Source organism: Nocardioides sp. Soil777 (genome assembly GCF_001428425.1).
Classification (GTDB): domain Bacteria; phylum Actinomycetota; class Actinomycetes; order Propionibacteriales; family Nocardioidaceae; genus Nocardioides; species Nocardioides terrigena.
Window position 1 is genome coordinate 174059 of the sequence record NZ_LMSN01000021.1, and the last position, 23346, is coordinate 197404.

At 70.5% G+C, this 23346-nt stretch carries 25 protein-coding genes; 17 read left to right on the forward strand and 8 right to left on the reverse strand.

The window, feature by feature from the left end:
- Positions 1-15 precede the first annotated feature (15 nt).
- Both ASG88_RS22215 and ASG88_RS22220 read left to right on the forward strand, forming a co-directional pair.
- Entirely contained in the window at positions 16-996 is a 981-nt protein-coding gene (locus tag ASG88_RS22215) for an NAD(P)/FAD-dependent oxidoreductase (protein WP_056889639.1), read from the forward strand.
- On the forward strand, positions 997-2247 hold the full coding sequence (locus tag ASG88_RS22220) for an NAD(P)/FAD-dependent oxidoreductase (protein WP_056889640.1): 1251 nt from the start codon (positions 997-999) through the stop codon (positions 2245-2247).
- Here ASG88_RS22220 and ASG88_RS22225 read toward each other — a convergent pair.
- Positions 2244-2858, reverse strand: coding sequence for a TetR family transcriptional regulator (locus ASG88_RS22225; RefSeq protein WP_235534967.1), 615 nt, complete (start codon positions 2856-2858; stop codon positions 2244-2246). The genes ASG88_RS22220 and ASG88_RS22225 overlap by 4 nt on opposite strands.
- Positions 2859-2905: 47 nt before the next feature.
- Here ASG88_RS22225 and ASG88_RS22230 point away from each other — a divergent pair, with 47 nt between their 5' ends.
- Genes ASG88_RS22230 through ASG88_RS22240 form a run of 3 tightly spaced genes read left to right on the forward strand, consistent with a single transcriptional unit; the run spans position 2906 to position 6012 of the window.
- Positions 2906-4201: a glycosyltransferase family 4 protein gene (locus ASG88_RS22230; RefSeq protein ID WP_056889642.1), complete on the forward strand. Its 1296-nt coding sequence runs from the start codon at positions 2906-2908 to the stop codon at positions 4199-4201.
- Positions 4188-4907 (forward strand): class I SAM-dependent methyltransferase, encoded by a 720-nt coding sequence (locus ASG88_RS22235; protein ID WP_056889677.1) that lies wholly within the window; start codon positions 4188-4190, stop codon positions 4905-4907. The genes ASG88_RS22230 and ASG88_RS22235 overlap by 14 nt, the downstream gene beginning before the upstream one ends.
- 16 nt (positions 4908-4923) lie before the next feature.
- The gene (locus ASG88_RS22240; protein WP_235534968.1) at positions 4924-6012 is read left to right on the forward strand and encodes a prenyltransferase; all 1089 of its coding nucleotides are present in this window, start codon (positions 4924-4926) and stop codon (positions 6010-6012) included.
- On the opposite strand, the gene ASG88_RS22245 is transcribed toward ASG88_RS22240, so the two are convergent.
- Positions 5983-6678, reverse strand: a complete 696-nt coding sequence (locus tag ASG88_RS22245) for a class I SAM-dependent methyltransferase (RefSeq protein ID WP_235534969.1) — start codon at positions 6676-6678, stop codon at positions 5983-5985. The two genes, ASG88_RS22240 and ASG88_RS22245, sit on opposite strands and share 30 nt — an antisense overlap.
- A gap of 19 nt (positions 6679-6697) precedes the next feature.
- Here ASG88_RS22245 and ASG88_RS22250 point away from each other — a divergent pair, with 19 nt between their 5' ends.
- Entirely contained in the window at positions 6698-7738 is a 1041-nt protein-coding gene (locus tag ASG88_RS22250; RefSeq protein WP_056889645.1) for a S66 peptidase family protein, read from the forward strand.
- Between the two features lie 85 nt (positions 7739-7823).
- Complete coding sequence (locus ASG88_RS22255) at positions 7824-8159, forward strand: VOC family protein (protein ID WP_056889646.1); 336 nt, start codon at positions 7824-7826, stop codon at positions 8157-8159.
- Here the strand turns inward: ASG88_RS22255 and ASG88_RS22260 are convergent, their stop codons facing one another.
- A complete protein-coding gene (locus ASG88_RS22260; protein WP_200956555.1) occupies positions 8160-9446 on the reverse strand; it encodes an alpha/beta hydrolase in 1287 nt (428 codons plus the stop codon).
- Positions 9447-9615: 169 nt separating this feature from the next.
- Here ASG88_RS22260 and ASG88_RS22265 point away from each other — a divergent pair, with 169 nt between their 5' ends.
- A complete protein-coding gene (locus ASG88_RS22265; protein ID WP_235534970.1) occupies positions 9616-11154 on the forward strand; it encodes a M28 family peptidase in 1539 nt (512 codons plus the stop codon).
- A gap of 100 nt (positions 11155-11254) precedes the next feature.
- Here the strand turns inward: ASG88_RS22265 and ASG88_RS22270 are convergent, their stop codons facing one another.
- Genes ASG88_RS22270 through ASG88_RS22280 form a run of 3 tightly spaced genes read right to left on the reverse strand, consistent with a single transcriptional unit; the run spans position 11255 to position 13209 of the window.
- A complete protein-coding gene (locus tag ASG88_RS22270) occupies positions 11255-11986 on the reverse strand; it encodes a dienelactone hydrolase family protein (protein WP_056889679.1) in 732 nt (243 codons plus the stop codon).
- Positions 11983-12612: a DedA family protein gene (locus ASG88_RS22275; RefSeq protein ID WP_056889648.1), complete on the reverse strand. Its 630-nt coding sequence runs from the start codon at positions 12610-12612 to the stop codon at positions 11983-11985. Before ASG88_RS22275 ends, ASG88_RS22270 begins: the two co-directional genes overlap by 4 nt.
- Positions 12613-12666: 54 nt before the next feature.
- Positions 12667-13209 carry a hemerythrin domain-containing protein gene (locus tag ASG88_RS22280; RefSeq protein WP_056889649.1) on the reverse strand — a complete coding sequence of 181 codons (543 nt, stop codon included), beginning with the start codon at positions 13207-13209 and terminating at the stop codon, positions 12667-12669.
- Positions 13210-13316: 107 nt separating this feature from the next.
- Between ASG88_RS22280 and ASG88_RS22285 the strand changes: the two genes are divergently transcribed.
- From ASG88_RS22285 to ASG88_RS22315, 7 genes are all read left to right on the forward strand, one after another.
- The gene (locus ASG88_RS22285) at positions 13317-13868 is read left to right on the forward strand and encodes a flavin reductase family protein (protein WP_056889650.1); all 552 of its coding nucleotides are present in this window, start codon (positions 13317-13319) and stop codon (positions 13866-13868) included.
- A gap of 92 nt (positions 13869-13960) precedes the next feature.
- Positions 13961-14911, forward strand: a complete 951-nt coding sequence (locus ASG88_RS22290) for a zinc metalloprotease (protein ID WP_056889651.1) — start codon at positions 13961-13963, stop codon at positions 14909-14911.
- A gap of 85 nt (positions 14912-14996) precedes the next feature.
- A complete protein-coding gene (locus ASG88_RS22295) occupies positions 14997-15659 on the forward strand; it encodes a hypothetical protein (protein WP_056889652.1) in 663 nt (220 codons plus the stop codon).
- Positions 15660-15724: 65 nt separating this feature from the next.
- On the forward strand, positions 15725-16804 hold the full coding sequence (locus ASG88_RS22300; RefSeq protein ID WP_056889653.1) for a saccharopine dehydrogenase: 1080 nt from the start codon (positions 15725-15727) through the stop codon (positions 16802-16804).
- Positions 16805-17173: 369 nt separating this feature from the next.
- The gene (locus ASG88_RS22305; RefSeq protein ID WP_056889654.1) at positions 17174-17932 is read left to right on the forward strand and encodes an HpcH/HpaI aldolase family protein; all 759 of its coding nucleotides are present in this window, start codon (positions 17174-17176) and stop codon (positions 17930-17932) included.
- A gap of 600 nt (positions 17933-18532) precedes the next feature.
- A complete protein-coding gene (locus ASG88_RS22310) occupies positions 18533-19087 on the forward strand; it encodes a GNAT family N-acetyltransferase (protein ID WP_056889655.1) in 555 nt (184 codons plus the stop codon).
- A 547-nt stretch (positions 19088-19634) separates the two neighbouring features.
- On the forward strand, positions 19635-20393 hold the full coding sequence (locus ASG88_RS22315) for a class I SAM-dependent DNA methyltransferase (RefSeq protein WP_162259891.1): 759 nt from the start codon (positions 19635-19637) through the stop codon (positions 20391-20393).
- Positions 20394-20425: 32 nt separating this feature from the next.
- On the opposite strand, the gene ASG88_RS22320 is transcribed toward ASG88_RS22315, so the two are convergent.
- The gene (locus ASG88_RS22320; protein WP_056889657.1) at positions 20426-20893 is read right to left on the reverse strand and encodes a DUF6326 family protein; all 468 of its coding nucleotides are present in this window, start codon (positions 20891-20893) and stop codon (positions 20426-20428) included.
- A gap of 267 nt (positions 20894-21160) precedes the next feature.
- Between ASG88_RS22320 and ASG88_RS22325 the strand changes: the two genes are divergently transcribed.
- Together ASG88_RS22325 and ASG88_RS22330 are read left to right on the forward strand one after the other, a co-directional pair.
- A complete protein-coding gene (locus ASG88_RS22325; protein ID WP_082600919.1) occupies positions 21161-21697 on the forward strand; it encodes a SigE family RNA polymerase sigma factor in 537 nt (178 codons plus the stop codon).
- Positions 21694-22578: a hypothetical protein gene (locus ASG88_RS22330; RefSeq protein ID WP_056889658.1), complete on the forward strand. Its 885-nt coding sequence runs from the start codon at positions 21694-21696 to the stop codon at positions 22576-22578. The genes ASG88_RS22325 and ASG88_RS22330 overlap by 4 nt, the downstream gene beginning before the upstream one ends.
- A gap of 121 nt (positions 22579-22699) precedes the next feature.
- Here the strand turns inward: ASG88_RS22330 and ASG88_RS22335 are convergent, their stop codons facing one another.
- Complete coding sequence (locus ASG88_RS22335; protein ID WP_056889680.1) at positions 22700-23215, reverse strand: chloramphenicol phosphotransferase CPT family protein; 516 nt, start codon at positions 23213-23215, stop codon at positions 22700-22702.
- Between the last annotated feature and the right edge of the window lie 131 nt (positions 23216-23346).

Consider the following 23346-nt stretch of genomic DNA (forward strand, 5'->3'; position numbering starts at 1 on the left):
CGAAGGAGTGACCGGGTGCCCGAGGTCGATCTGCTCATCATCGGAGCCGGTCCCACCGGGCTCTACGCCGCCTACTACGCGGGTTTCCGCGGCCTCAGCGTCGGTGTCGTCGACTCGCTGCCGGAGCTCGGCGGCCAGATCACGGCGATGTACCCGGAGAAGGCGATCCTCGACGTCGCCGGCTTCCCGACGATCAAGGGCCGCGACCTCGTCGAGGGCTTGGTGTCCCAGGCCGCGACCGCGGACCCGCACTACTTCCTGGACCGCACCGCCCTGACCCTGGCGCACGGGGACGGGCACGTGGTGGTCGGGCTCGACGACGGCACCGAGATCACGGCCGGCGCACTGCTGGTGACGGCCGGGATCGGCAAGTTCAGTCCCCGCCCGCTGCCCGCGGCGGACGGCTGGGTGGGCAGGGGCGTCGAGTTCTTCGTGCCGTCGTTCGCGCCGTACGCCGGCAAGGACGTGGTCATCGTCGGCGGCGGCGACAGCGCCTTCGACTGGGCCCAGCACCTCGAGCCGGTGGCGTCCTCGGTCACCCTCGTGCACCGCCGCGACGCCTTCCGCGCCCACGAGCGCACCGTGAAGGCCGTGCGCGACTCGAGCGTCGAGATCATCACCAGGGCCCAGGTCACGGCGCTGCGGGGCACTGACGCCGACGGCGGGGGACACGTCGCCGAGGTGGAGATCACCGTGGACGGCCAGGAGCCCCTGGTCCGTCCGGCCCAGGCCGTGGTCGCTGCGCTCGGCTTCGTTGCCGACCTGGGCGCCCTGCAGACCTGGGGCCTGGAGACCGACAAGCGGCACGTGGTGGTCGACAGCGCGATGCGCACCAACATCGAGCGGGTCTTCGCCGCGGGCGACATCACCGAGTACCCGGGCAAGGTCCGACTCATCGCGGTCGGCTTCGGGGAGGCCGCCACGGCGGTCAACAACGCGGCCGTGGCCATCGACCCGTCGGCGCACGTCTTCCCCGGCCACTCCAGCGAGGCCTGAGTGCCCGAGCGCGTCGCCGTCGTCGGGGCCGGGATGGTCGGGCTCTCCACGGCCTGGTTCCTCCAGGAGCACGGCGTCGACGTGACGGTCCACGACCGCGAGCACGTCGCGGCGGGCTCCTCGTGGGGCAACGCGGGGTGGCTCACCCCGGCCATGACGGCACCGATGCCGGAGCCGGCCGTGCTCCGCTACGGCATCCGGGCGGTGGTCAGCCCCGCCTCGCCGGTCTACGTCCCGCTGCGACCGGACCCGCAGCTGCTGCGCTTCCTGGCCGGGTTCGTCCGCCACAGCACCGCTCGCCGCTGGGCGACCGGGCTACGCGCCTACGCACCCGTCAACCGGGGCGCGCTGGCGGCGTACGACGAGCTCGCGGCGGGTGGCGTCGACGCCCCGACGCACCCCGCGGACCCGTTCCTCGCATGCTTCCGCACGCCGGCCGAGCACGCGCCGCTGGTCCACGAGCTCGAGCAGATCCGCGCGTCCGGACAGGAGATGGGGTACGACGTCCTGACCGGCCCCGAGGCGCGCGCCGCGGAGCCGGCCCTGTCCGACGAGATCGGCGCCGCGGTGCGGCTCCACGACCAGCGCTACATCAATCCGCCGGCGTTCCTCGCGGCCCTCGCGGACGCCGTCCGGGCCCGGGGCGGCCGCATCGTCGAGGGCAGCACCGTGACCGGGGTCGAGGACGAGGCGGGCGGCGTGGTCGTGAGCTGTGGACCGCGGGCCGGTGAGCGGTACGACGCCGTCGTGCTCGCCCACGGCGCCTGGCTGGGTGGCCTGGCCCGTCGGTTCGGGGTCCGGCAGCCCGTCCAGGCGGGTCGTGGCTACTCCTTCAGCGTCACCGGGGACCGGGTGCCGCGCGCGCCGGTCTACTTCCCGACCCAGCGCGTGGCGTGCACCCCCATGGACACGCCCGGGGGCGGACGGCTCCGGGTGGCCGGGATGATGGAGCTCCGCGCCCCCGATGCCCCGCTCGACCCCCGGCGCATCGACGCGATCGTCGAGGCCCTGCGTCCGCTGGTGCGTGGCGTGGACCTCGACGACCGGCGCGAGGAGTGGGTCGGCTCCCGGCCCTGCACCGCCGACGGGCTGCCGCTGGTCGGTGCGACCCGGTCGCCGCGGGTGTTCGTCGCGGGCGGTCACGCGATGGCGGGGATCCTGCTCGGTCCGGTCACAGGCAAGCTCCTCGCGCACGGCATCGTGACCGGCACCATCCCGCCTGAGCTGGTGCCGTTCGACCCGCTGCGCTAGCGCAGGATGAGGCGGACCGCGCGCTCCATGTGGGCGGAGGTCTCCTCGGCGCTGCTGCGGCCGGTGACCCAGGCCATCAGCGCCGCGAGCCACACGTCGGCGATGACGCGGGCGATCGCGGCGTCCTCGTCGGGGCCCTCGTCGGTGGGACCGGCACCGCCGGATCCCTGGTCCACGGACTCCGGCTCCATCGCCCGGGTCAGCATCCGGATCAGCAGCAGGCCGACGCCGTTGATCTCCTGCCGGGCCGACCGGTCGGCGAACATGAAGGCCCGGGTGAGCGCCTCGGTGAGGTGCTGGTCGTCCTGGAGACCCCGCGTCAGCGACCGCAACAGGTGGATGACCCGGTCGGCCCGGGTGTCGCCCGGCACGGGATGGCTCGCCATCGCGGCGTCGGCACGCTCGAACTCCCGGGCCAGCGCGGTCACCAGCAGGTGGATCTTGGAGGGGAAGTAGCGGTAGAGCGTCCCGAGCGCGACGTCCGCCTGCTCGGCCACCGCGCGCATCTGGACCGCGTCGAAGCCGCCCTGGCTGGCCAGCGCGATCGTGGTGTCGAGGATGCGCGTACGGCGCTCTCGCTGGACGGGCGATGCTGGGTCGTCGTTGGCCACGTGCGCCATGATAGGAACACGTTCCACTTCGAGAAAGGTCGCAGCACGTGCGCATCGCCATGCTGTCCTACCGCAGCAAGCCCCACTGTGGCGGCCAGGGGATCTACATCAGGCACCTCAGCCGCGAGCTGGTCCGGCTCGGCCACGAGGTCGAGGTCTTCTCGGGCCAGCCCTACCCCGACCTCGACGAGGGCGTGCGGCTGACCAAGGTCCCCAGCCTCGACCTCTACCGCGAGCCCGACCCGTTCCGCACGCCGCGCCCCAGCGAGTTCCGCGACCTCATCGACGTCGAGGAGGTCCTGACCATGTGGACCGCCGGCTTCCCCGAGCCCAAGACGTTCTCCCGCCGGGTGGCCCGGCTGCTGCGGGAGCGCCTCGACGACTTCGACGTCGCGCACGACAACCAGGTCCTCGGCTACGGGATGCTCGACATCGAGAAGATGGGGCTGCCGCTGCTGACCACCATCCACCACCCGATCAGCGTCGACCGTCGCATCGACATCGCCGCCGCCCCCACGCTGCGCAAGAAGCTCAGCCTCCGCCGCTGGTACGGCTTCCTGCGGATGCAGACCAAGGTCGCCCGGCAGGCCCGCACGATCCTCACCCCCTCCGACACGTCCGCGCGCGACATCGCCCGGGACTTCGGCGTCGAGCCCGAGCGGATGCGCACGGTGCTCCTGGGGGTCGACGACGTCTTCGTGCCGCCGTCGGTGCCGCGGGTCCCCGGTCGGATCCTGGCGATGGCCAGCGCCGACGCGCCGATGAAGGGCATCGCGACCCTCCTCGAGGCCTTCGCCAAGCTGCGCACCGAGCGCGACGTCTCCCTCGTGCTCGTCACCCGCCCGGAGCCGGGCGGGCGCACCGAGCAGCTGGTCGACCGGCTCGGGATCGCCGACGCGGTCACCTTCGTCAACGGGGTCAGCGACACCGAGCTCGTCGAGGTGATGGGCTCGGCCGAGGTGGCCTGCGTCCCGTCGCTCTACGAGGGCTTCTCCCTGCCCACCGCCGAGCTGATGGCCTGCGAGACCCCGCTGGTGGCGTCGCGTGCCGGTGCCATCCCCGAGGTCGTCGGCGAGGACGGCGACTGCGCCGTGCTCGTCGAGCCCGGCGACGTCGGCGCGCTCGAGCTGGCCCTGGCCGCCCTGCTCGACGACCCCGAGCGACGCGAGCGGATGGGTCGCGCCGGCCGCCGCCGCGTGCAGGAGCTCTTCAGCTGGCGCGCCGTCGCCGAGGCCACCGCCGCGGCGTACGAGGACACCATCGCCAGCTACCGTGCCGACCGCGAGGCTGCGCCGGCACCCACCACCCGATCCACCCAGGAGGACATCCGTGCTGACCGTTGACTTCGACCGACTCGGGCTCCGCCCGGGCGAGCGCGTGCTCGACATGGGCTGTGGCGCCGGGCGCCACGCCTTCGAGATGTACAAGCGCGGCGCCGACGTCATCGCCTTCGACCAGGACGCCGACGAGCTCGCCACCGTGCGCGAGTGGTTCGCCGCGATGCGCGACGCGGGGGAGGTGCCGGCCGGTGCCGAGGCGGACGTCAAGGAGGGCGACGCGCTGTCGCTGCCCTTCGCCGACGGCGAGTTCGACCGGATCGTCGCCGCCGAGGTGCTCGAGCACATCCCGGCCGACATCCAGGCCATCCACGAGCTGGTGCGGGTGCTGCGCCCGGGCGGGACGCTGGCCGTCTCCGTGCCGCGGTGGTTCCCCGAGATCGTCAACTGGAAGCTGTCCGAGGACTACCACAACGTCGAGGGCGGCCACATCCGGATCTACACCGACAAGGAGCTCGTCGACAAGGTCACCAAGGCCGGCACCGTCTTCGAGGGCAAGGACTACGCCCACGGCCTGCACACGCCGTACTGGTGGATCAAGTGCGCGGTCGGCGTCCGCAACGACGACCACCCGCTCGCCAAGGCCTACCACCGGCTCCTCGTCTGGGAGATCATGAAGAACCCCAGGGCCCTGCAGGTGGCGGGCAAGGTGCTCGACCCGGTCATCGGCAAGAGCATGGTGCTCTACTTCCGCAAGCCCGATGCGGCCTGAGCACCACCTCCCGGCCGTGACGGCCGTCGACGGCGTCCTCACCCCGGCCCAGGTCGAGCAGACGGCCGCGTCCATCGCGGCCATGCAGGAGCCGGACGGGGCGATCCCGTGGACGGTGGGGGAGCACACCGACGTCTGGAACCACGTCGAGGCGGCGATGGCGCTCGTCGTCGGCGGCCAGGTCGAGGCGGCCGAGCGGGCCTACGCCTGGGCGGCCCGCGCCCAGCGGTCCGACGGCTCGTGGCCGATGAAGCTCGTGGCGGGCGAGGTCGAGGACCACAGCGGCGAGACCAACATGTCGGCGTACCTCGCCGTCGGGGTCTGGCACCACTGGTTGGTCCGCCGCGACGAGGACTTCGTGCGCCGGATGTGGCCGGTCGTGCGCCGAGGCCTCGACTGGGTCGTCGGCATGCAGCTGCCGTTCGGCGGGATCGCGTGGTCCCGCGAGTGGCGCGACGGGCGGCCCGGGCCGGTCAACGCCGAGGCCCTGCTCGCCGGGTCGTCGAGCATCTACCAGAGCCTGCGGGCCGGGGTGGCGCTCGCCGACCTCCTCGACGAGCCGCAGCCGGAGTGGGAGCTGGCCGGGGGGCGCCTCGGCCACGCGCTGCGCACCCACCGCGACCTGTTCCTCGACAAGTCCGAGTTCTCCATGGACTGGTACTACCCGGTGCTCGGCGGCGCGGTCCGCGGCGACGCCGGCCGGGCGCTGATCGACGAGCGCTGGGACACCTTCGTGGAGCCGGGTCTCGGCATCCGCTGCGTCTCGCGCAACCCGTGGGTCACCGGGGCGGAGACGTGCGAGCTGGTGATGGCCCTCGACGCCCTCGGCGACCGGCCCCGGGCGCTGCGGCTGCTCGCCGACATGCAGCACCTTCGGGCGGAGGACGGGAGCTACTGGACCGGTTACGTCTTCCCCGACGACGTCAACTGGCCGGTCGAGCACACCACCTACACGGCCGCCGCGGTCGTGCTCGCCGTGGACGCGCTCTCCGGGGGGAGCCCGGGATCCGACATCATGCGCGGCACCTCGCTGGCCCCGGACTTCGACGAGCTCGCCCTCGAGTGCGGCTGTGCGTCAGCGGACCGGGTCGCCGGCGTCTCCTGACGTCCGCCGCAGCACCCGCACCGATCCCAGCGCCTCGACCTCGGCGAAGTCGCCGCTCTCCAGCGCGCGCAGGAAGACGTGGTACGGCGGCCGCCCGCCGTCGGCCGGGTCGGGGAAGACGTCGTGGATGACCAGCAGCCCGCCGGTCATCAGCCACGGCGCCCAGCCGGTGTAGTCGTTCTGCGCGTGCTCCTCGGCGTGCCCGCCGTCGATGAAGAGCATCGACAGGGGAGTGCGCCACAGTGCGCTCACGGTCGTCGACCGACCCACGACCGGGACGACGACGTCCTCCAGGCCGGCCCGCTCGATGGTCCGGCGGAAGACAGGAAGCGTGTCCATGAGGCCGGACTCGTCGTCGACCAGGCTCGCGTCGTGGTGCTCCCAGCCCGCCTGGTTCTCCTCCGAGCCCCGGTGGTGGTCCACGGTGACCACCACGCCGCCCACCGCACGGGCCGCCGCGCCCAGGTAGATCGCCGACTTGCCGCAGTAGGTGCCGACCTCCAGCACGGGTCCGTGGGGCAGGCGCTCGCGGGCGACCCGGTGCAGGAGCAGGCCCTCCTCGTCCGGCATGAAGCCCTTCGCGGCCCGGGCGTGGGCCAGCAGGTCGGCGGGCATCCCGGCCGGTGTCGGTGAGGAGTCGGCGGGCACGTCCGGTGGGGTGGTCACGCCGCGAGACACTAGTGGCATGAGCCATCCCGTCTCGCTGCCCCCACCCGTCGAGCCCGGTGCCCGGGTGGCGGTCCTCTCGGCGTCGTGGTGCGCTCCCGCGCACTTCCCGGCCGTGCACGAGCAGGCGATGGAGCGGCTCCGCGACCTGGACCTGGTGCCCGTCGAGTATCCGACCACCCGCCGGCAGGGGTCGCCGCAGGAGCGGGCCGAGGACCTGATGGCCGCCTTCGAGGACCCGACGGTCGGCGCCGTGATGGCGACGATCGGCGGCGACGACCAGGTCACCGTGCTGCGCCACCTCGACGCGGCCCGCATGACCACGATGCCGAAGCGCTTCCTCGGCTACAGCGACAACACCCACCTGGCCAACTGGCTGTGGGACCACGGGATCGGGTCCGTCTACGGCGGCTCGACCCAGGTCCACCTCGGTCCCGGACCGGCCGTGGACCCGATGCACCTGGTGTCCCTGCGCGCCGCCCTCTTCGGCGGGACGGTCGAGGTCGAGGTGGTGCCCCGCACCTACGACGTCGGACTCCACTGGGACAGCCCCGAGGCGCTGACCGAGCGCGCGCCGGACGCGCCGGCCGAGCCGTGGACCTGGGCCGGTCCCGCGACCCGGGTGACGGGTCGGACCTGGGGCGGCTGCCTGGAGTCGGTGGCCGAGACGATGCAGGTCGGGCGCTGGATGATGCCCGGGGAGTCGTACGCCGGGTCCGTGCTGCTGCTCGAGCCGTCCGAGGAGCGCCCCGACCCCGAGGACTGCTTCCGCGTCCTCCGGGTCCTGGGAGAGCGCGGCATCCTCGGGGTCGCCGCCGCCCTCCTGTGGGGTCGGCCGCCTGTGGGGGACCACGAGCACACACCCACCCCGGAGCAGGCCTCGGCCCGTCGGGCCGACTACCGCGAGGCGGTCCTGCGGGCGGTGTCGGACTACGCCCCCGAGCTCGTCGTCGCGATGGACGTCGACTTCGGGCACACCTCGCCGCAGGTGGTGCTGCCGTACGGCGGCGTGGTCACCGTCGACGGCGAGCAGCAGAGGATCAGCGCCGACTTCGGCTGACCTGTCACACCCGCGCGGGCCGGATCGTCAACCACCTGACGCACCAGCCAGCACCGGGAAGACCCGGTCGGACCCAGGAGGACCCATGACCGTCAGCTCCATCGTGATCCCCGTGAAGGACGTCGCGGCGGCGACCGCCTTCTACCGCACCGTGTTCGGCACGGAGCCCCACACCGACACGCCCTACTACGTCGGCTTCAACCTCGACGGGCTGGAGATCGGCCTCAACCCCAACGGCCACGCGACGGGCATGGTCGGGGCGACGGCCTACCACGCGACCGACGACGTCGAGGCGGCCGTCGCCACCCTGGTGGACGCCGGTGCCACCGTGGTCTCGCCGGCCACCGCGGTCGGGGGCGCCACCGTCGTCGCGATCGTGGCGGACGCCGACGGCAACCACGTGGGCCTCATCCAGTCCTGATCAGGCCCGGGCGGCCGTGCCCGGCTCGTCGCCGGGCGCGGCGCCGGCGTCGACCTCGCGGCCCTGGCGCCAGGAGTTCCAGTGCCAGTTGAGGTAGCGCTCGATCGCGCGCACCACGTGGGCGGAGCGGATCGACGGGAACGTGTCGAAGGCGTGCTGCGCTCCCGGCAGCTCGGCGTACACCACCGAGCTGTTCGACACCTCCCGCAGCCGGTCGACAAAGGCGCGGGCCTGGCCCACGTCGACCAGGGTGTCGCTGGCGCCGTGGATGACGAAGAAGTCGGGCTCGTCGCCGTCGACGCGCAGGATCGGGGAGGCGGCCTCGAACTTCTCCGGCTCGCGCTCCCACGTCGTCCGCAGCACCCGCGGCGCGAGGAAGGTGTCGCGCATCCCGACCGCGCTGCGCAGGCCGGTCGACCCGGCGAAGTCGTAGACGCCGTAGTGCGGGACGGCCGCCTGCACGGTGGTGTCCACCTCCTCGAAGCCGGGCTGCCACTCGGCCTCGTTGGGGGTCACCGCCGCCAGGGCGCACAGGTGGCCGCCGGCCGATCCGCCGGTGATGACGATGTAGTCGGGGTCGCCGCCGTACTCGTCGATGTGCTCCTTGATCCACGCGATCGCGCGCTTCACGTCGACGATGTGGTCGGGGAAGACGGCCCGGGGCGAGAGCCGGTAGTTGATGGCCACGCAGACCCAGCCGCGGGCGGCCATGTGCTGCATGAGCGGGATCGCCTGCCGGTCCTTGCGGCCGGTCATCCACGCCCCGCCGTGGACCTGGAGGAGCACCGGGGCGCCGCTGAGGTCACCCTCGGCGGGACGGTAGATGTCGAGCATCCCGCGACGTCCGTACGTCGAGTAGGCGATGTCGCGCTCGACGTGCACCCGCCGCTCGCGCATCCACAGGGGGTTGAGGAGCTGGCGCCACGGCGTGGCCAGGTCGGCGGGGGTCGGCGGCGCGTCCAGCTGCTCGACGTACTCGACCCCGAGTCCCTCGACCAGGGCGTCCTCGACGTGGTGGCGCGCCCGCTGGCTCTGCCGGACCAGGTGGGCGAGGCCGAGTGTGCTGCCCGCCGCGAGGGCGAGACCGAGCCGGCTGCGGGGACCGCGGCGCAGGGGGGAGAGGTGCAGCGCCGCGTCCGCGGCCGTGAGGGCGAGCACCTGCGGTGCCAGCTCGCCGTACATCCAGCCCGCGGCGAAGGCGGGGATCCCGGCACGCTGGCCGGTCAGGGGACGCAGGGCGTTGGCGGTGAGGGCGGCGATCACGGCCTGCCGACGGAGGAAGCTCACGTACCGATGGTATCCGAGCCACCTAGAACCTGTTCTCATCGTGGGACGTCCCTAATTGGGGACATCGGGGTCTGCCCCTGTCCCCGGTGCTGGCCGATGGCTAGCGTGCGAAGTTGCACACGTGCTGCTTCTCGGGCGCTCGCGACCACAGTCGACCCCGGGAGAGAACGTGAAGGACATCAAGAAGAGCAGGACCCGCATCGCCGCCGTCACCACGGCGGCCGTGCTGGCCGGAGCGGCCGCGCTGGCCGGCACCGCCCAGGCCGCCGTCACCACGGACACCACCGCCCTGCGGCAGGCCGTCACCGTCGAGGGGGTGATGGCCCATCTCCGGGCGTTCCAGACCATCGCCGACGCCAACGACGACACCCGGCAGGCCGGCACGCCCGGCCACGACGCCTCGGTGGCCTACATCGAGGGGCTCCTCCAGGGCGCCGGCTACACCACCACCCGTCAGCAGTTCAGCTACGAGCGGGTCGACTTCACCGGCTCGTCGATGGCGCGGACCGCGCCGGCGCCGACGGCGGACTACGTCCTGGGCGAGGACTACTTCCCGATGGACTTCTCGGGGGGCGGCTCGGTCGCCGCGCCGGTCACGGCGGTCGACATCAACCTGGCGGGGGACCGGCTGTCCACGAGCGGCTGCGAGGCGGGTGACTTCACCGGCTTCCCGGACGGCAACATCGCGCTCCTCCAGCGCGGCACGTGCACGTTCGCGGTCAAGGCCGACAACGCCATCGCCGGGGGCGCCAGCGCGGTCATCATCTTCAACCAGGGCAACGTGGTGCCGGGCGACGACCGGCTCTCCCTCTTCGGCGGCACGCTCGACCCGCCGGTCCGCGACGTCCCCGTCGTCAGCGCGTCGTTCGACCAGGGCGCGGAGTGGGCGGCCACCGTGGGCCTCGAGCTGAGCATCACGCTCCAGATCAACATCGAGGAGGTCACCACCGAGAACCTGCTGGCCGACACCCCGACCGGGCGGACCGACCGCACGGTCGTCGTCGGGGGGCACCTCGACTCGGTCGGTGAGGGACCGGGCATCAACGACAACGGCTCCGGCACGGGCGCGATCCTCGAGACCGCGCTCCAGATGGCCGAGCTCGGCATCACGCCGGAGAACAGGGTGCGCTTCGCCTTCTGGAGCGGCGAGGAGGACGGCCTGCTGGGGTCGGACTTCTACGTCGCCCAGCTGAGCAAGCGCGAGATCAAGGGCACCGCCGTCAACCTCAACTTCGACATGGTCGGCTCGCCCAACGCCGTCAACTTCGTGTACGACGGTGACGGTGACGCGCTGGGTGTCTCCGGACCGAACGGGTCCGGGCTCGTCGAGGACGTCTTCACCGACTTCTTCACCTCGCAGGGCAGCTTCAGCGAGCCGACGGACTTCGATGGGCGCAGCGACTACTTCGCGTTCATCAACGCCGGGATCCCCGCGGGCGGGCTCTTCACCGGGGCCGAGGGCATCAAGTCGGCGGAGCAGGCGGAGATCTTCGGTGGGACGGCGGGGGTCGCCTTCGACCCCTGCTACCACGCGGCCTGCGACACGATCGCGAACCTCGACCTGGACACCCTCGACATCATGTCGGACGCCATCGCCCACGCCACGCTGACGTTCGCCGAGACGACCTCGGCGGTCAACGGGACGGCCAAGGGCAACGGGACGGGCAAGATCGTCTGGCAGTTCAAGGGCAACCACGCCCTGCGGTGACGTGAGCCGCGGTGTCGTCAGGCCGGCAGGGCGCTGACGACACCGCGGACCGTCGCGTCCGTGACGTCCCTGCCCGGGAGCCCGGACATCACGACGAGAGTCATGCGACTAGGTGGGTGGACAGGAACGTCAGCACGGCGTCGACGGCCTCCTGCCGCCGGTGCGCCGTGACGGTCGAGTGGCCCTTGCCCTCGAGCTCGACGCGGATGAACGCGTCGCCCAGCTCACGGGTGAGGGTGTCGAAACGCGTGCCGACGGCCGGGTCGGAGCGGTAGCGGATCCCCAGCACCTGCTGCCCGGCCGCGCACCGCCCCTTCACGACGTCGAGGTCGCCGGGGGAGAGGTTGACGTCGGCCGCACGCCGGCGGCCGACGGCGAAGGGTGCGCTGGGCTGGCAGAGCACGGGTGCGGCCACGGCCGGGTCGACCGCAATCGCGAGGGCGAAGCCACCGGTGAAGCACATCCCGAGCGCCCCGACGCCGGGTCCGCCCAGCTCGCCGTGCAGCTCGCGGGCCAGCGAGCGCAGCCAGCCGGCGACCGGCGTGGTCTCGCCGGTGCGGAGCGTGGTGAACTCGCGGCTCACGCACACCCGGCCCAGGGACGACGCCACGGTCCGCGCCGTCATCGGCGCACCGTCGGTGCCGAAGAGGCTCGGCATCATCACGGTGAAGCCCGCGGCCACCACCTCCTCGGCGAAGGTCGCCACCTCGGGGGTGATCCCGGGGATCTCGTGGATGACGACGACCCCCGGTCCCGTCCCCTTCCTGTACGTCGCGTGGGTGACGCCGTCGTGGGTGTGCGAGCCGCGGGCCCAGCCGTCCGGGAAGGTCATGCGCGCCAGTCTGGCCCACCGGTCCAGCGGGACCGGGTCCACCACGCGAGGGCTCCGGCCACGGCCAGCCCGAGGCCGATCGCACCGACCTGGCCGAGGACGTCCGCCACCCGCTGGTAGGAGTGGCCGGCCGCGTAGCCGAGCAGCGCCACGCCGCCCGCCCAGACCACCCCGCCCACGACGTCGTACACGAGGAAGGTGCGCCAACCGACGCCGCTCATCCCGGCCACCGGGGGAGTCATGGCCCGCAGCAGGGCGGTCATCCGGCCGGCCAGGATGGCGAGGCCACCCCGCCGCCGGACGAACCCGCTGAGTCGATCGACGCGCGCCTCGTGGCGCACCATCGTGCGCCGCCGGCGCAGCCACGGCCCGAACCGGCGCCCCACCCAGAACCCGATCGCGTCGCCGACCACGGCTGCGGCGACGACGAGCGGCACCAGCACCAGCAGGTCGAGGCGACCGATGGATGCCAGCATCCCGCCCAGCAGGACGCTGGCCTCGCCGGGCAGCACGAAGCCGATGAACAGCGCCGACTCGGCCAGCACCAGCAGCGCGATCGCGGCGTACACCCAGTGCACGCCCACGCCGAGCAGGCTGTCGGTCAGCAGGTCCAGGAGGTCGGGCACGGGACCATGCTCGGTCCGGCGGGTGAACGCAGTAAGAACCCGCCGCGACGCGGGTCAGTCCTCCTCGAGGACGCCCTCGCTGCGCGCCTTCTCGACGATGGCCCGCACCTGGGCCGTGCTGCCGCAGCCCTCGTCGAGGAGCGCGTTGCGGCGCTCGGCGAAGGCGGTGCCCAGGTCTGCTCGCACCTGCTCACCGACCTCCTCGCGGGCCGGGTTGAGGATGGAGAGCTCCTCCTCGGTGAGGTGGTGGTTGATGACCTTGGCCAGCTCCTCCACGGCATCGTCGAACGCCTGCGTGTCGGTGCCGGAGAGCTCGAGGACCGCGAGGAGCGCCTCGTTGCCCTCGGCGTGCTCCTCGTGCCCGTGCTCCTCCTCGTGCTCACCGATCGCGTCCTTGCGCCGCAGCTTGGGGTAGACGAGCTCCTCCTCGGCGAGGGCGTGCGCGACGTGCAGCTCGGAGAACGCGCGGCGAGCGGCGTCCCGGTCGGCGGTGGCGTCGCGCATGGTGCGCATCAGGTCCTCGAAGCGTCGGTGGTCCTCGAGGATCAGCTCGACGACGTCGCCCTGCACGGGCCGGCCCAGATCGATGGCAGTCATGGGTCCATCCCACCGCACCGACCACGGTGCGTGCACCCCCGCCCGGGTGGCCGGGGTGTGGTGAGGGTCTCGCGGTCGGTGGTGGGGGCGTGCGCGACACTGGCGGGATGGACCACGACCACGACTTCGAGTGGCGACCCGGCGAGACGCTCGAGGTCGACGGCGAGGCCGCGCGCACCGAGGCCAGCTGGTTCCGCGAGGTGCTGGGCCGCTACGCCTCCGGTGTCACCGTGGTGACGACGATGACGGGGACGGCGTCGGGGGAGTCGCCGATCGGGATGACCTGCCAGTCGTTCACCAGCGTCTCCCTGGACCCGCCGCTGGTCGCCTTCCTCCCGACACGACAGTCGCGGGCCTACGCCGCGATCCGCCGCTCGGGCACCTTCTGCGTCAACCTGCTCGCCGCCGACCAGGCGGACGTCTCGGACCGGATGGCGGGCCCCTCCGACGACAAGTTCGCGGGCCTCGCCTGGCACCCGGCGCCCGGCACCGGCGCGCCGATCCTGGACGGGGTCGTGGGATACGTCGACTGCACGGTGGAGGCGATCCACGAGGCCGGTGACCACGTGATAGTCGTGGGACGGGTCGTCGACCTCGCCACGGGCGAGGACACGAAGCCCCTCGTGTATCACCGCGGCGACTACACGACGACGGGCTGACACAGATTTCACCCTCGGGGTCGTAGCCCGGACGGGCCATGGCGCATAGGTTGACCGGACCAGTGCTCACCACCCGAAGGGATCACCACTCCATGCGTCCCACTCTCGTCCGCTCGGCCGCCGTCGCCGGCGTCCTCGCACTCTCCCCCCTCACCTTCGCGGCCACCCCCGTGTTCGGAGCGGTGGCCTCCGACGGCGTCGTCGCCTGCGAGGACGACTCCTCCGCCGCCCGCGTCAAGAAGGGCCACCCGCTCGCGAAGGAGCCGGCCCTCTACGCGGCGAAGGACGCCAAGAAGTACGGCGTCATCAAGGACGTGGCCAACCTGCCGCTCGGCTCGGTCACCATCGACACCGTCTTCCACGTGATCACCGGCTCGGATGCGACCGACGCCGACCGCACGCGTCTCGGCACCCTGGTCGAGGACCAGATGGAGGTCCTCAACGACTCCTTCGCCGGCACGACGGCCCCCGACGCCGCCGACACGGCGTTCCGCTTCGACCTGACCGACGTCAACTACGTCACGAACGACCGGTGGGTCAACGTCGCCCCGGGCAAGTCGGAGTACGAGATGAAGAAGACGCTGCGTCAGGGCGACTCCGAGACGCTCAACGTCTACACGGCCGACATCGGCGGCGGGCTCCTCGGCTGGGCCTACTTCCCCAAGGGCTACAACAACGGCCAGGACTACAAGGACGGCGTGGTCATCCTCGACGAGTCGATGCCCGGCGGCGACCCCGATGTGGCAGGTCCCTACACGTTCGGCGACACCCTCACCCACGAGGTCGGTCACTGGATGATGCTCGAGCACACCTTCGCGGGAGCCTGCTCGGCCAGCGGTGACGGCGTGGCCGACACCCCGCGTGAGGCCTTCCCGCAGTTCGGCTGCCCCACGGGCGCCGACACCTGCACCGCGCCGGGCCTCGACCCGATCCACAACTTCATGGACTACACCGACGACACCTGCATGAACATGTTCACGGAGGGCCAGGCCAACCGGATGAGCGACGCCTGGGTGGCGTTCCGCGCCGGAGGCAACGGCTGAGACCTGCTCCACTGATGCACCCACGCGGCGTCGACCGGTCCTCCGGTCGGCGCCGCGTGTGCGTTGTCTGGAAGGATCGCGGCCCATGATGGCGTTCCCCCGGCACGGATTCGTGCTGCTCGCCATGCCCAAGTGCGCCTCGACGTCGCTCGAGGCCGCGCTCGCGCCGTACGCCGAGCTCGTCATCGACCGCCCGCCCGGCCTCAAGCACCTCGGTGCGTCCGGCTTCGGCCGGCGGATCGCCCCGCGCCTGGCAGCGGACGGTCACGAGCGCGACTCCTACGAGCTGGTCACGATGTTCCGCGACCCGGTCCGCTGGCTGGAGTCGTGGTGGCGCTACCGCGCCCGTCCCGAGTCGCTGCGGCACAAGCCGGGGGCGGACAGCTCGGAGATGTCCTTCGACGAGTTCGCCCGACGCTACGTCGACGGCGACCCCGACGCACCGACCCCGCGCGGGCGGCCCGGTCAGTTCCTCACCATCGACGACGTGGTCGAGGTCGACCGGGTGCTCGCCGTCGAGCGTCCCGAGGCCTGGCAGCCGTGGTTCCGCTCGCGCCTCGGGGAGGACGTGGCGTTCGAGCGCCGCAACGTCTCCCCGCCGGCCGACCCCGAGCTCGCGGACGGCACCCGGGCCGCGCTGGTCGACTTCTTCGCCCCGGAGTACGACGTGTGGTCGCGGCTGCAGGAGACCGGGCAGTGGGCGGGCGCCCGCGGCACCCGGCTCGTCGTACCGCCCAGAGCCCGGTAGCAGCCCGCCCCGGCGCTCACCGTGCCACGCCCACCCGGCAGTCGCGGTAGTGGCATCCTGACCGCATGCAGCCCGTCCATGTGTGGATCCGGTCCGAGTCCCGCGACACCGAGCGGCGGGCGCCCGTCGTACCGGCCGACATCCCGATGTTGCTCGACGCCGGCTTCGAGGTGACCGTCGAGGAGTCGCGCCAACGCGTCTTCACCGACGACGAGTACGCCGCGGCCGGGGCGACCGTGGTCGGCGAGGGCACCTGGACCGAGGCACCCGAGGACGCCTTCGTGCTCGGGATCAAGGAGCTTCCCGACGAGCCGGAGTCGCTGCGCCACCGGCACATCTACTTCGCCCACGCGTTCAAGGGCCAGGAGGACGCACGCCGCACCCTCGAGCGGTTCCGACGTGGCGGAGGGCGGCTGCTCGACATCGAGTACCTCACCGGCGAGGACGGCCGGCGCGTGGTCGCCTTCGGCTACTGGGCGGGTTACGTGGGTGCCGCCCTGGGCGTGCTGCAGGTGGCGGGTTCCCTGACGGCCCCGCTGGCGCCGATGGCCAAGGACGAGCTCGACGCGGAGCTGGAGCTGGCCGGGAAGGCCGGGGCCGACGAGCTGCTGGCGCTGGTGACAGGGGCGCGCGGGCGGTCCGGCCGCGGTGCCCAGCAGGCGCTGACGACCGCGGGGATGCCGATGACCCTGTGGGATCGGGAGGAGACCCGGGACCTGCACAAGCAGGCACTCCTCGGCCATGACCTGCTGGTGAACTGCGTCGTCACGCACACCCCGACGACCCCGTTCGTGGAGCAGGCGGACCTCGGCCGTGAGCGGCGACTGCGAGTGCTCGCGGACGTGACGTGCGACGTCACCGGCCCGACGAACATGCTCCCGATCAACACGAGCATCACCACGTGGGAGGAGCCGGTACGCCGGTTGGACGGCGGCAGCCGCGACGCGGACAGGTCATCGACGGCGATGGAGGTCATCGCCATCGACAACCTGCCCTCCCTGCTCCCGCGCGAGGCCAGCGAGGGCTTCAGCGCCGACCTCGCCCCTCACCTGCTCGGGCTGGCGGGTGACGGTGGACCGTCCGCACCATGGCGGGCGGCCGGCGACGCCTTCGACGAGGCGAGCGCGGCGCTCACGACGCCGTAGGTCGACGGGCCGACGGCCCGGAAAGCGACGTCGGGAGGATCGGTGGTGCCTCGACAGCCACCCCTGCGCCTCGGGCTAGACGTGTCACCACGGTCGAGGTGTCACCGGTGTCGCAATGCGGACCTGTCACCGCTGTCTGACTGGGCTTGTCCTTGGGCGACACCAGTTACCGGGTCTGCCGAGTTGGGGACGTCGACAGGGAAACCAACTCGGACGGGGCGCATCGGTCCGGCGTTTACCACCGCTTGGCTATGGACACTGCGCGGGCGATCGAGGAGCCTGAAGAGAGGGCCAGGCGCGACCACTGTGTCGTAGCAAGCGACGTCAGTCTTTCGTGCACTCGTAGCGGCCCGAGCACGAGGAGTGACCATGACGAGCATGGGTGAGCGCTTGAGGATGGGGGGCCCGCCTCTTGCGGGATTCGCCAATCTCATACCCTCGCCCGTCGCCACGCAGGCACTGGCGGCGGCGGGGGCTGACGTGGTGATGATCGACCAGGAACACGGCCCCATCGGGCCAGAGAGCCTGCACGCGATGATCGCCAGCACAGCGGGGACGTCGTGCTCACCGTGGGTTCGGGTCTCCCGTTCCGATGAAGCCTCGGTGAAGACAGCGCTCGACGCAGGAGCCGAAGGGATCGTCTTCCCCCTGGTGAGTACTGCAGAGGCGGCCGCCGAATGTGTCGCGCTCACCCGGTACCCACCCCAGGGGAGGCGGGGATGGGGTCCCTTCGTCGCCCACTCTCGTTGGGGAGTGGAACTGTTCGACTACCTGGACCAGCGAGGCCATGCCACGGCCTGCACGATCTTGGTCGAAACTCGCAGCGCCATCGAGAACATCGAGCAGCTCTGCCAGGTCGACGGGATCGACTGCATGACCATCGCCCCGTTCGACCTGTCGACCGAGCTGGGTGTATCGGGCCGCCTGGACGCACCCGAGCTGGTTCAGGCGGTCAAGCACGCGGAGGACGTGATCCTCAAGGCTGGTATCCCACTTGGCGGGGCCGCTCTTACGGAGACCCAGACGCAAGCGCTTCTGGCAAAGGGGTACCGCCTCCTGTGGCACAACTTCGACGTTCTGATGTTGAAGCAGTTCGTGCGGCAGACGGCTCAGTGGAGATCCGCCTGATGCCTGGCAGATGCGGGGCTGCTCATGCGGAGGTCGCCTGGGTTCGGGGACGTGGACCGAGATCCCGTTTGCAGGGCGGGCAAACGTTCGCATCTGCCGCGATCGGTCCGGGAGAGTRCGGCAACTGCTCCGTTGCTAGTCGTCTCCGCGGGAGACCTGGTAGGTCGCAAAGGCTCCTTGCGCAGCGGCCAGTGCGTCGGCCCTGATGGCCTCTGTGTGAGCGGGGCAGGCAGCGCGGCATCGGCTCGTGCGATCGCGTCGTCGACTGGGCCTGACCCTTGTAGGTCTCGCCTCAGAAGCGCCGCGGCTTGGAGGACTGCTCGTGGCGCGGGCTGGGCTTGGTGTCGCTCTGCCAGCGACCTCTCTCGTTGTCGATGAAGGTCCAGTCACGCGTGAGTCAGGAAGGTGGTTGCTCGCGCGCCGGCGTGCAGCTACAGCACGGGGCTGCGCTGCGGACCAGTCTGAGAAACGGCCGGTAGGCGCGACCGGCTCGTAGGGGCACGACCAGGACACCTGCCAGCGTCCTGATCTGCCGCTGATCGCGCGCGGAACTGCCGATGTGCGTGCATCCGCCGTCGAGCCCGGCCTTACCCTCTGCGCATGGGTAGCCAGTTCGGAGATGAAGTGCTGGAGGGTGACGGCTTCCGTCTCAGTCCTCTGAACTCCGGTGACATTGAGGACGTCGCCTCGGCCTGTCGCGACAAGACCACTCAGCGGTGGCTACCACTGCCAACGCCTTACACCGCCGACGCAGCGCGCGCATTCATCGAGGACATCGCACCCGAGATGCACACGAGCGGCGCAGGTCTTGTGCGACGGATCGGGATCGCGGGGAGGCTCTGCGGCGTCATCGACTTGAAGAAGACCGACTGGCTCGTGCGCCAGACAGAGATTGGCTACTGGGTTGCGCCTTGGGCGCGAGGATGCGGCCTGGCGGGTAAGGCGTCGAGGGTTCTGGCCGACTGGGCCCTGTCTGACCAGAACATGGCGCGCGTCGTGATCCATTGTGCGACCGGCAACAAGGCGTCGCAGAAGGCAGCCGTGTCGGCGGGGTTCATTCACGAAGGAGTCGCGCGGTCAGGCGGATTCGTTCACTCCGGGAGAGTCGACCTCGCCGTCTTCAGCAAGATCTCGTCGGACCTGGAGCTCGCGTAGGAGCGCAGCGCCGAGTCTCCGAAGCCGGTCATCCGCCCATTCCGATCAGCGGTCGATCGGAACCAGACTCTCTAGCCTTCCGTCACATGGGCATGACTCCGTCTGGTCGCACGGGTTTCGCTGTGCTTGCCTGCGCCATGCTCACCGCTTGTGGAGCCAGCACAACGGTCAGTGACTTCGGGAGCGACTGCGTCAGCCACCACGACGCAGTGGCTCGTGCGTCCACCTGGAAACACCTTCAGAGCAAGATGATGAAGAACGAGGACTGGGGTTCTGTCGCGGCCGTGCGTACGCAGTCGCGAGGAGGTGACCTGAGCGCAGGCGAACAAGAGGTCGTGCGCGTGGTCGACTTGCTCAGTCGGAGCGGTCGTCGACTGATTCAGGTCGAGATCTGGCGCACGCCCGCTGGAGGGTGGAGCGCAGGCGTCTGGAAGCAGTGCACAGACTGAGGAACGGCAAACATCGCGGTCACAGGAAGCGTCCGCATCTGCTGAGATGAGGGCGCTGGCCGCCAAAGAGGTGGCACCTCTTGTGGCACGCTGGCGAAGTGGCTTCTCCTTCCGCTGACGTGGCCGCCGAGCGGCCGTTCTATGACCGACATGCCGACGCCTACGACGCGTTGATATCGGACCCGGTCGAGCCGTGGGTAGTGGCTGTGGATGAATCATTGCGGGCCGCCGGATTCAGCACCGCACAGGTGCTGGATGCTGGTTGTGGCACAGGGCGCCACGCTGCTGCACTGATCGAACGCGGGCACCACGTCACCTTGCTCGACGCCTCGGAGGCGCTGATCACGATCGCCCGTATGCGCTGCCCCGACGCACCTGCTGTCGTGACAGACCTCTGTGAACCCGCCATCAGCGGAGCGTTTGATGCCGTGATTGCTCGGGGCGTGCTCAACGATCTGTTGACGGATGACGAGAGGGCGGATGCGCTCAACGCCTTCGCAAGGCTCACCCGCGCGGGCGGCGTCCTGGTGCTGGACGTTCGGGAGGCCGCGATGTCTCAGCAACGAGCGGACGGAATCTGGCGCACTGCGGAAGTCGATCTGCAGGACGGCTCGAAGTTGCGGTTCGTCAGTCGACCGACATGGAACGACGGACGGATCGTGGTGGAGGAACGCTATGAACTCGCTAGCGACCACGATGAGACACCGGAGGTGAACGAGTTCCTCTTTGAGATGCGTCCGTGGACGCGTGATGAGCTGCAGCGGCGGTTGTCCAGCGCGGGCTACGGCTGCATCGAGATGCGCGACGGAGTGGGGCGGCGCTCTCCGGACCGACTTCTCGTCACCGCTCGCCACTAACCGACTGCACCTGCCGCGATCCAAGCGTCCGCTCATGGCGAGATGAGTACTTGCGGGGACTGGTCTGCCGGGGCGGCTACAGCGTCGGTCGCCTTCGGCCAGGTCCACACGTAATAGACGACACCGGCCAGCAAGGCGGCCTCGATGAGGCTGCCGAGGATGTAGTAGTAGTTCGGTTCACCGATGGTGCCCCCCGCGATCGTGACGGCGTAGAGGACCGCCAGGACGATGTTGGCCATCCGAGTGACGCTCGCTGACAGGACGAGGCTAAGGAACACCATCAGGCTGGGGATCACGACGTAGATGGTCACGCCGAGCAGGAAGCCTTGTCCGATGGTGAAGGCGAAGATCTCACCGGCTTCAATGTCGGCACGTATGTCGGCTCGGTACAGGCTGAACAGGTCCACGTACGCGTAGATGAACAGCATGGATGCCCACAGTGCGGCGATCTTGATCCGTGGGTTGATCCAGTAGTCCTGGTAATGGGTCGTGGCGGACATGATGGCCTCCCAGAAGCCCGTTCGGGGCTGCGGCTCCGATGACGAGAGACGGAGGATCCCGCCTCCAGTTCAAGTCTCCGCTGTGGTTCCACGGGTTGCCAGAGGCGCAAGTCCTCTCGCGAGAGTGAGAACTGCTGCCTCGTCTCCCGTTTCGATGTCCGCTCATGCCGCGATCCACGCTCGTGCCGATGCGCGAGCACTTCGGGGTCCGCGTAACAGAATCAGGACTCAGCGCGTCTTAGGGTTCAGGAGAGCCGGAAGGGACGCATGGCGACGACACACGACTTCGAGGGCTTCGCCCACGTGCACGCACAACGATTGGGACGTACGGCATGGTTGCTCACTGGCAACCATCACGCGGCGGAGGACCTGGTTCAGGACACCCTCACCAAGTTGTACGTGCAGTGGACGCGAGTCACCCGAGCCGACGACCCCCTGCGCTACGCCCGCGCGACCATGCTGAACACCTTCATCAGCGGACGCCGCAAGCGCAGTTCGACGGAGCGCCCCACCGCCGGCGTCCCTGAACGTCTGCACCAACCCGACCACAACAGCCGTGTCGACCTGCTCCGTGCGCTCGACACCCTCACCGCTCTGGACCGCACCATCCTCGTGCTCCGGTTTTTCGAAGACATGTCCCCACCCGACGTGGGCGGACAACTCGGGCTGACCTCCGGACCCGTCCGCACCCGCACCACCCGAGCGTTGGCCAAGATTCGGCCACTTCGCTCCGATGACTACGCCCCAACCGGGCTGGGTCGACCAGCGCCCTGCCCGACCCAGCCCGGAAGGAGCGACGCGTGAACCCCGATCACTCGCCCGATGACGCCACCGACGTGCAAGAACTGATGCGTCACGCCACTGAGGGCTACATCTATGACACCGCCCGGGTCGTTCGCGAGGCCGCCCGTCGCGGACGACGACAGAAGAGGACCCGCGCCGCCGCCGCTGCAGGCCTGGGTGTCGCCGCCGTAGCGCTCTTTGCGACGGTCGCGGTCTACGGAGTCAGCTCCGCAGGTGAACTCGCCACCCCTGCCGCCGACCCCACCGGGACGGCTTCCGCCACCACAGGACCGGCCCCCACAACACCCACCACCACGAGTTCCTCCCCGACTCAGACACCCGCGAGGGAGCGGACCTTCGCCTTCGCACCAGACCTGCTCGCCGATCAGCTGGCCAAAGCCGTGACCGCCCAGACACCAGGTTCGCGCACCAGCGACCACGCAACATGGTCCGAAGACATCGTCATGACCGACGCAGGCGACATGGAGGCACGGCTGGACGAGAACGATCCCTTCGAGGGAGCCTCGATCGTCCTCGACGACGGACAAGGCGCATCCCAAGTCGCGCTCCTCATAGCCGACAACGACGGCATCGGACTTGTCGGTCCCAACCCAACCTGCCGCACTCTCCCCGACGGGACGCCACCGGGCACGACCTGTCAGGACCTCGACGACGGATCGATACTGCTCGTGCGCGCGCAAGCAACCGAGGCCCGACCCGAAGGGACCCTCGTCTCCAACACGGTGACCGTCATGACCGCTGACGGGTGGATGATCGAGGCGACCTCGCGCAACAGTCCGGCCGAGAAGAACGCGACCATCACCCGCACACAACCAGCCCTCGTCGTCGCCGACCTCGCGAGACTGGTCCTAGAACCAGACTGGCTGGCCGACACGCAGTGAGACAACACCATGGCGCTGTCATGGTTCCCTCAGCCGCTGCGAACATCCGCATCTGCCGCGACGAGTGCGCGCTCGTGCCGATGAGCGCGTGCGGATCGATAGACACAGGCCCGCGAAGCGGTCAGGTCATCCGAGTCGCGATGAGGCTGGCGCACTCCGTGGGTGAGGCGGTGCTGCTGTCCACGACAAGGTCGTAGACGACACCACGGTGAACTGCTTTCGCCTGCCCGGCTGCCATCCCGGCCGGACGGTCCCCCCGTATACGCTCGCGAGCCGCCGCCACCTCAGGGTCGCAATGGACACCGACCCACAGCGCCTCCAGCCCTTCGAGGTGCTCGCTGGTCCGCTGCTGCGACACCGCGCCGTCGAGGAAGACGTCGTCGATGATCACCCCAGCACCGGCTCGTGCCATCGCGGCGACTCCACGCGACCACGCGGCTTCCAGTGCACGCCACTGGTCACCGAAGACCACCCGCCCTTGTGGCCCGTAGGAGACCAACGACGACGGGGCGACGTCGATGAGATCATCTACGCCCAGCAGGAGCCACGGTCGAGGCAGCAAGTCCTGCAGACACCGCCCGATGCTCGTCTTGCCCGCGCTCGACCCACCGTTCAGTACGACGACGTCGACAGCCATGCCCGACATTCTCTGCCGTGTTGATCGGCGGTGGGTGTCGACGGCGCTCCAAAGCTGGTCGTTCCCGGCGCTTGAAAAGTGAGCGGTGTTGCCGAGTCTAGGACTCGGTCTGGTCGGTGGTGGTGCGGATG

Coding starts and splice junctions, on each gene's coding strand:
- ASG88_RS22250 (WP_056889645.1), top strand. CDS start 6,698: ATGAGCCATCCCGTCTCGCTGCCCCCACCCGTCGAGCCCGGTGCCCGG.
- ASG88_RS22255 (WP_056889646.1), top strand. CDS start 7,824: ATGACCGTCAGCTCCATCGTGATCCCCGTGAAGGACGTCGCGGCGGCG.
- ASG88_RS22270 (WP_056889679.1), bottom strand. CDS start 11,986: ATGACCTTCCCGGACGGCTGGGCCCGCGGCTCGCACACCCACGACGGC.
- ASG88_RS22280 (WP_056889649.1), bottom strand. CDS start 13,209: ATGACTGCCATCGATCTGGGCCGGCCCGTGCAGGGCGACGTCGTCGAG.
- ASG88_RS22285 (WP_056889650.1), top strand. CDS start 13,317: ATGGACCACGACCACGACTTCGAGTGGCGACCCGGCGAGACGCTCGAG.
- ASG88_RS22290 (WP_056889651.1), top strand. CDS start 13,961: ATGCGTCCCACTCTCGTCCGCTCGGCCGCCGTCGCCGGCGTCCTCGCA.
- ASG88_RS22295 (WP_056889652.1), top strand. CDS start 14,997: ATGATGGCGTTCCCCCGGCACGGATTCGTGCTGCTCGCCATGCCCAAG.
- ASG88_RS22300 (WP_056889653.1), top strand. CDS start 15,725: ATGCAGCCCGTCCATGTGTGGATCCGGTCCGAGTCCCGCGACACCGAG.
- ASG88_RS22305 (WP_056889654.1), top strand. CDS start 17,174: ATGACGAGCATGGGTGAGCGCTTGAGGATGGGGGGCCCGCCTCTTGCG.
- ASG88_RS22310 (WP_056889655.1), top strand. CDS start 18,533: ATGGGTAGCCAGTTCGGAGATGAAGTGCTGGAGGGTGACGGCTTCCGT.
- ASG88_RS22320 (WP_056889657.1), bottom strand. CDS start 20,893: ATGTCCGCCACGACCCATTACCAGGACTACTGGATCAACCCACGGATC.
- ASG88_RS22325 (WP_082600919.1), top strand. CDS start 21,161: ATGGCGACGACACACGACTTCGAGGGCTTCGCCCACGTGCACGCACAA.
- ASG88_RS22335 (WP_056889680.1), bottom strand. CDS start 23,215: ATGGCTGTCGACGTCGTCGTACTGAACGGTGGGTCGAGCGCGGGCAAG.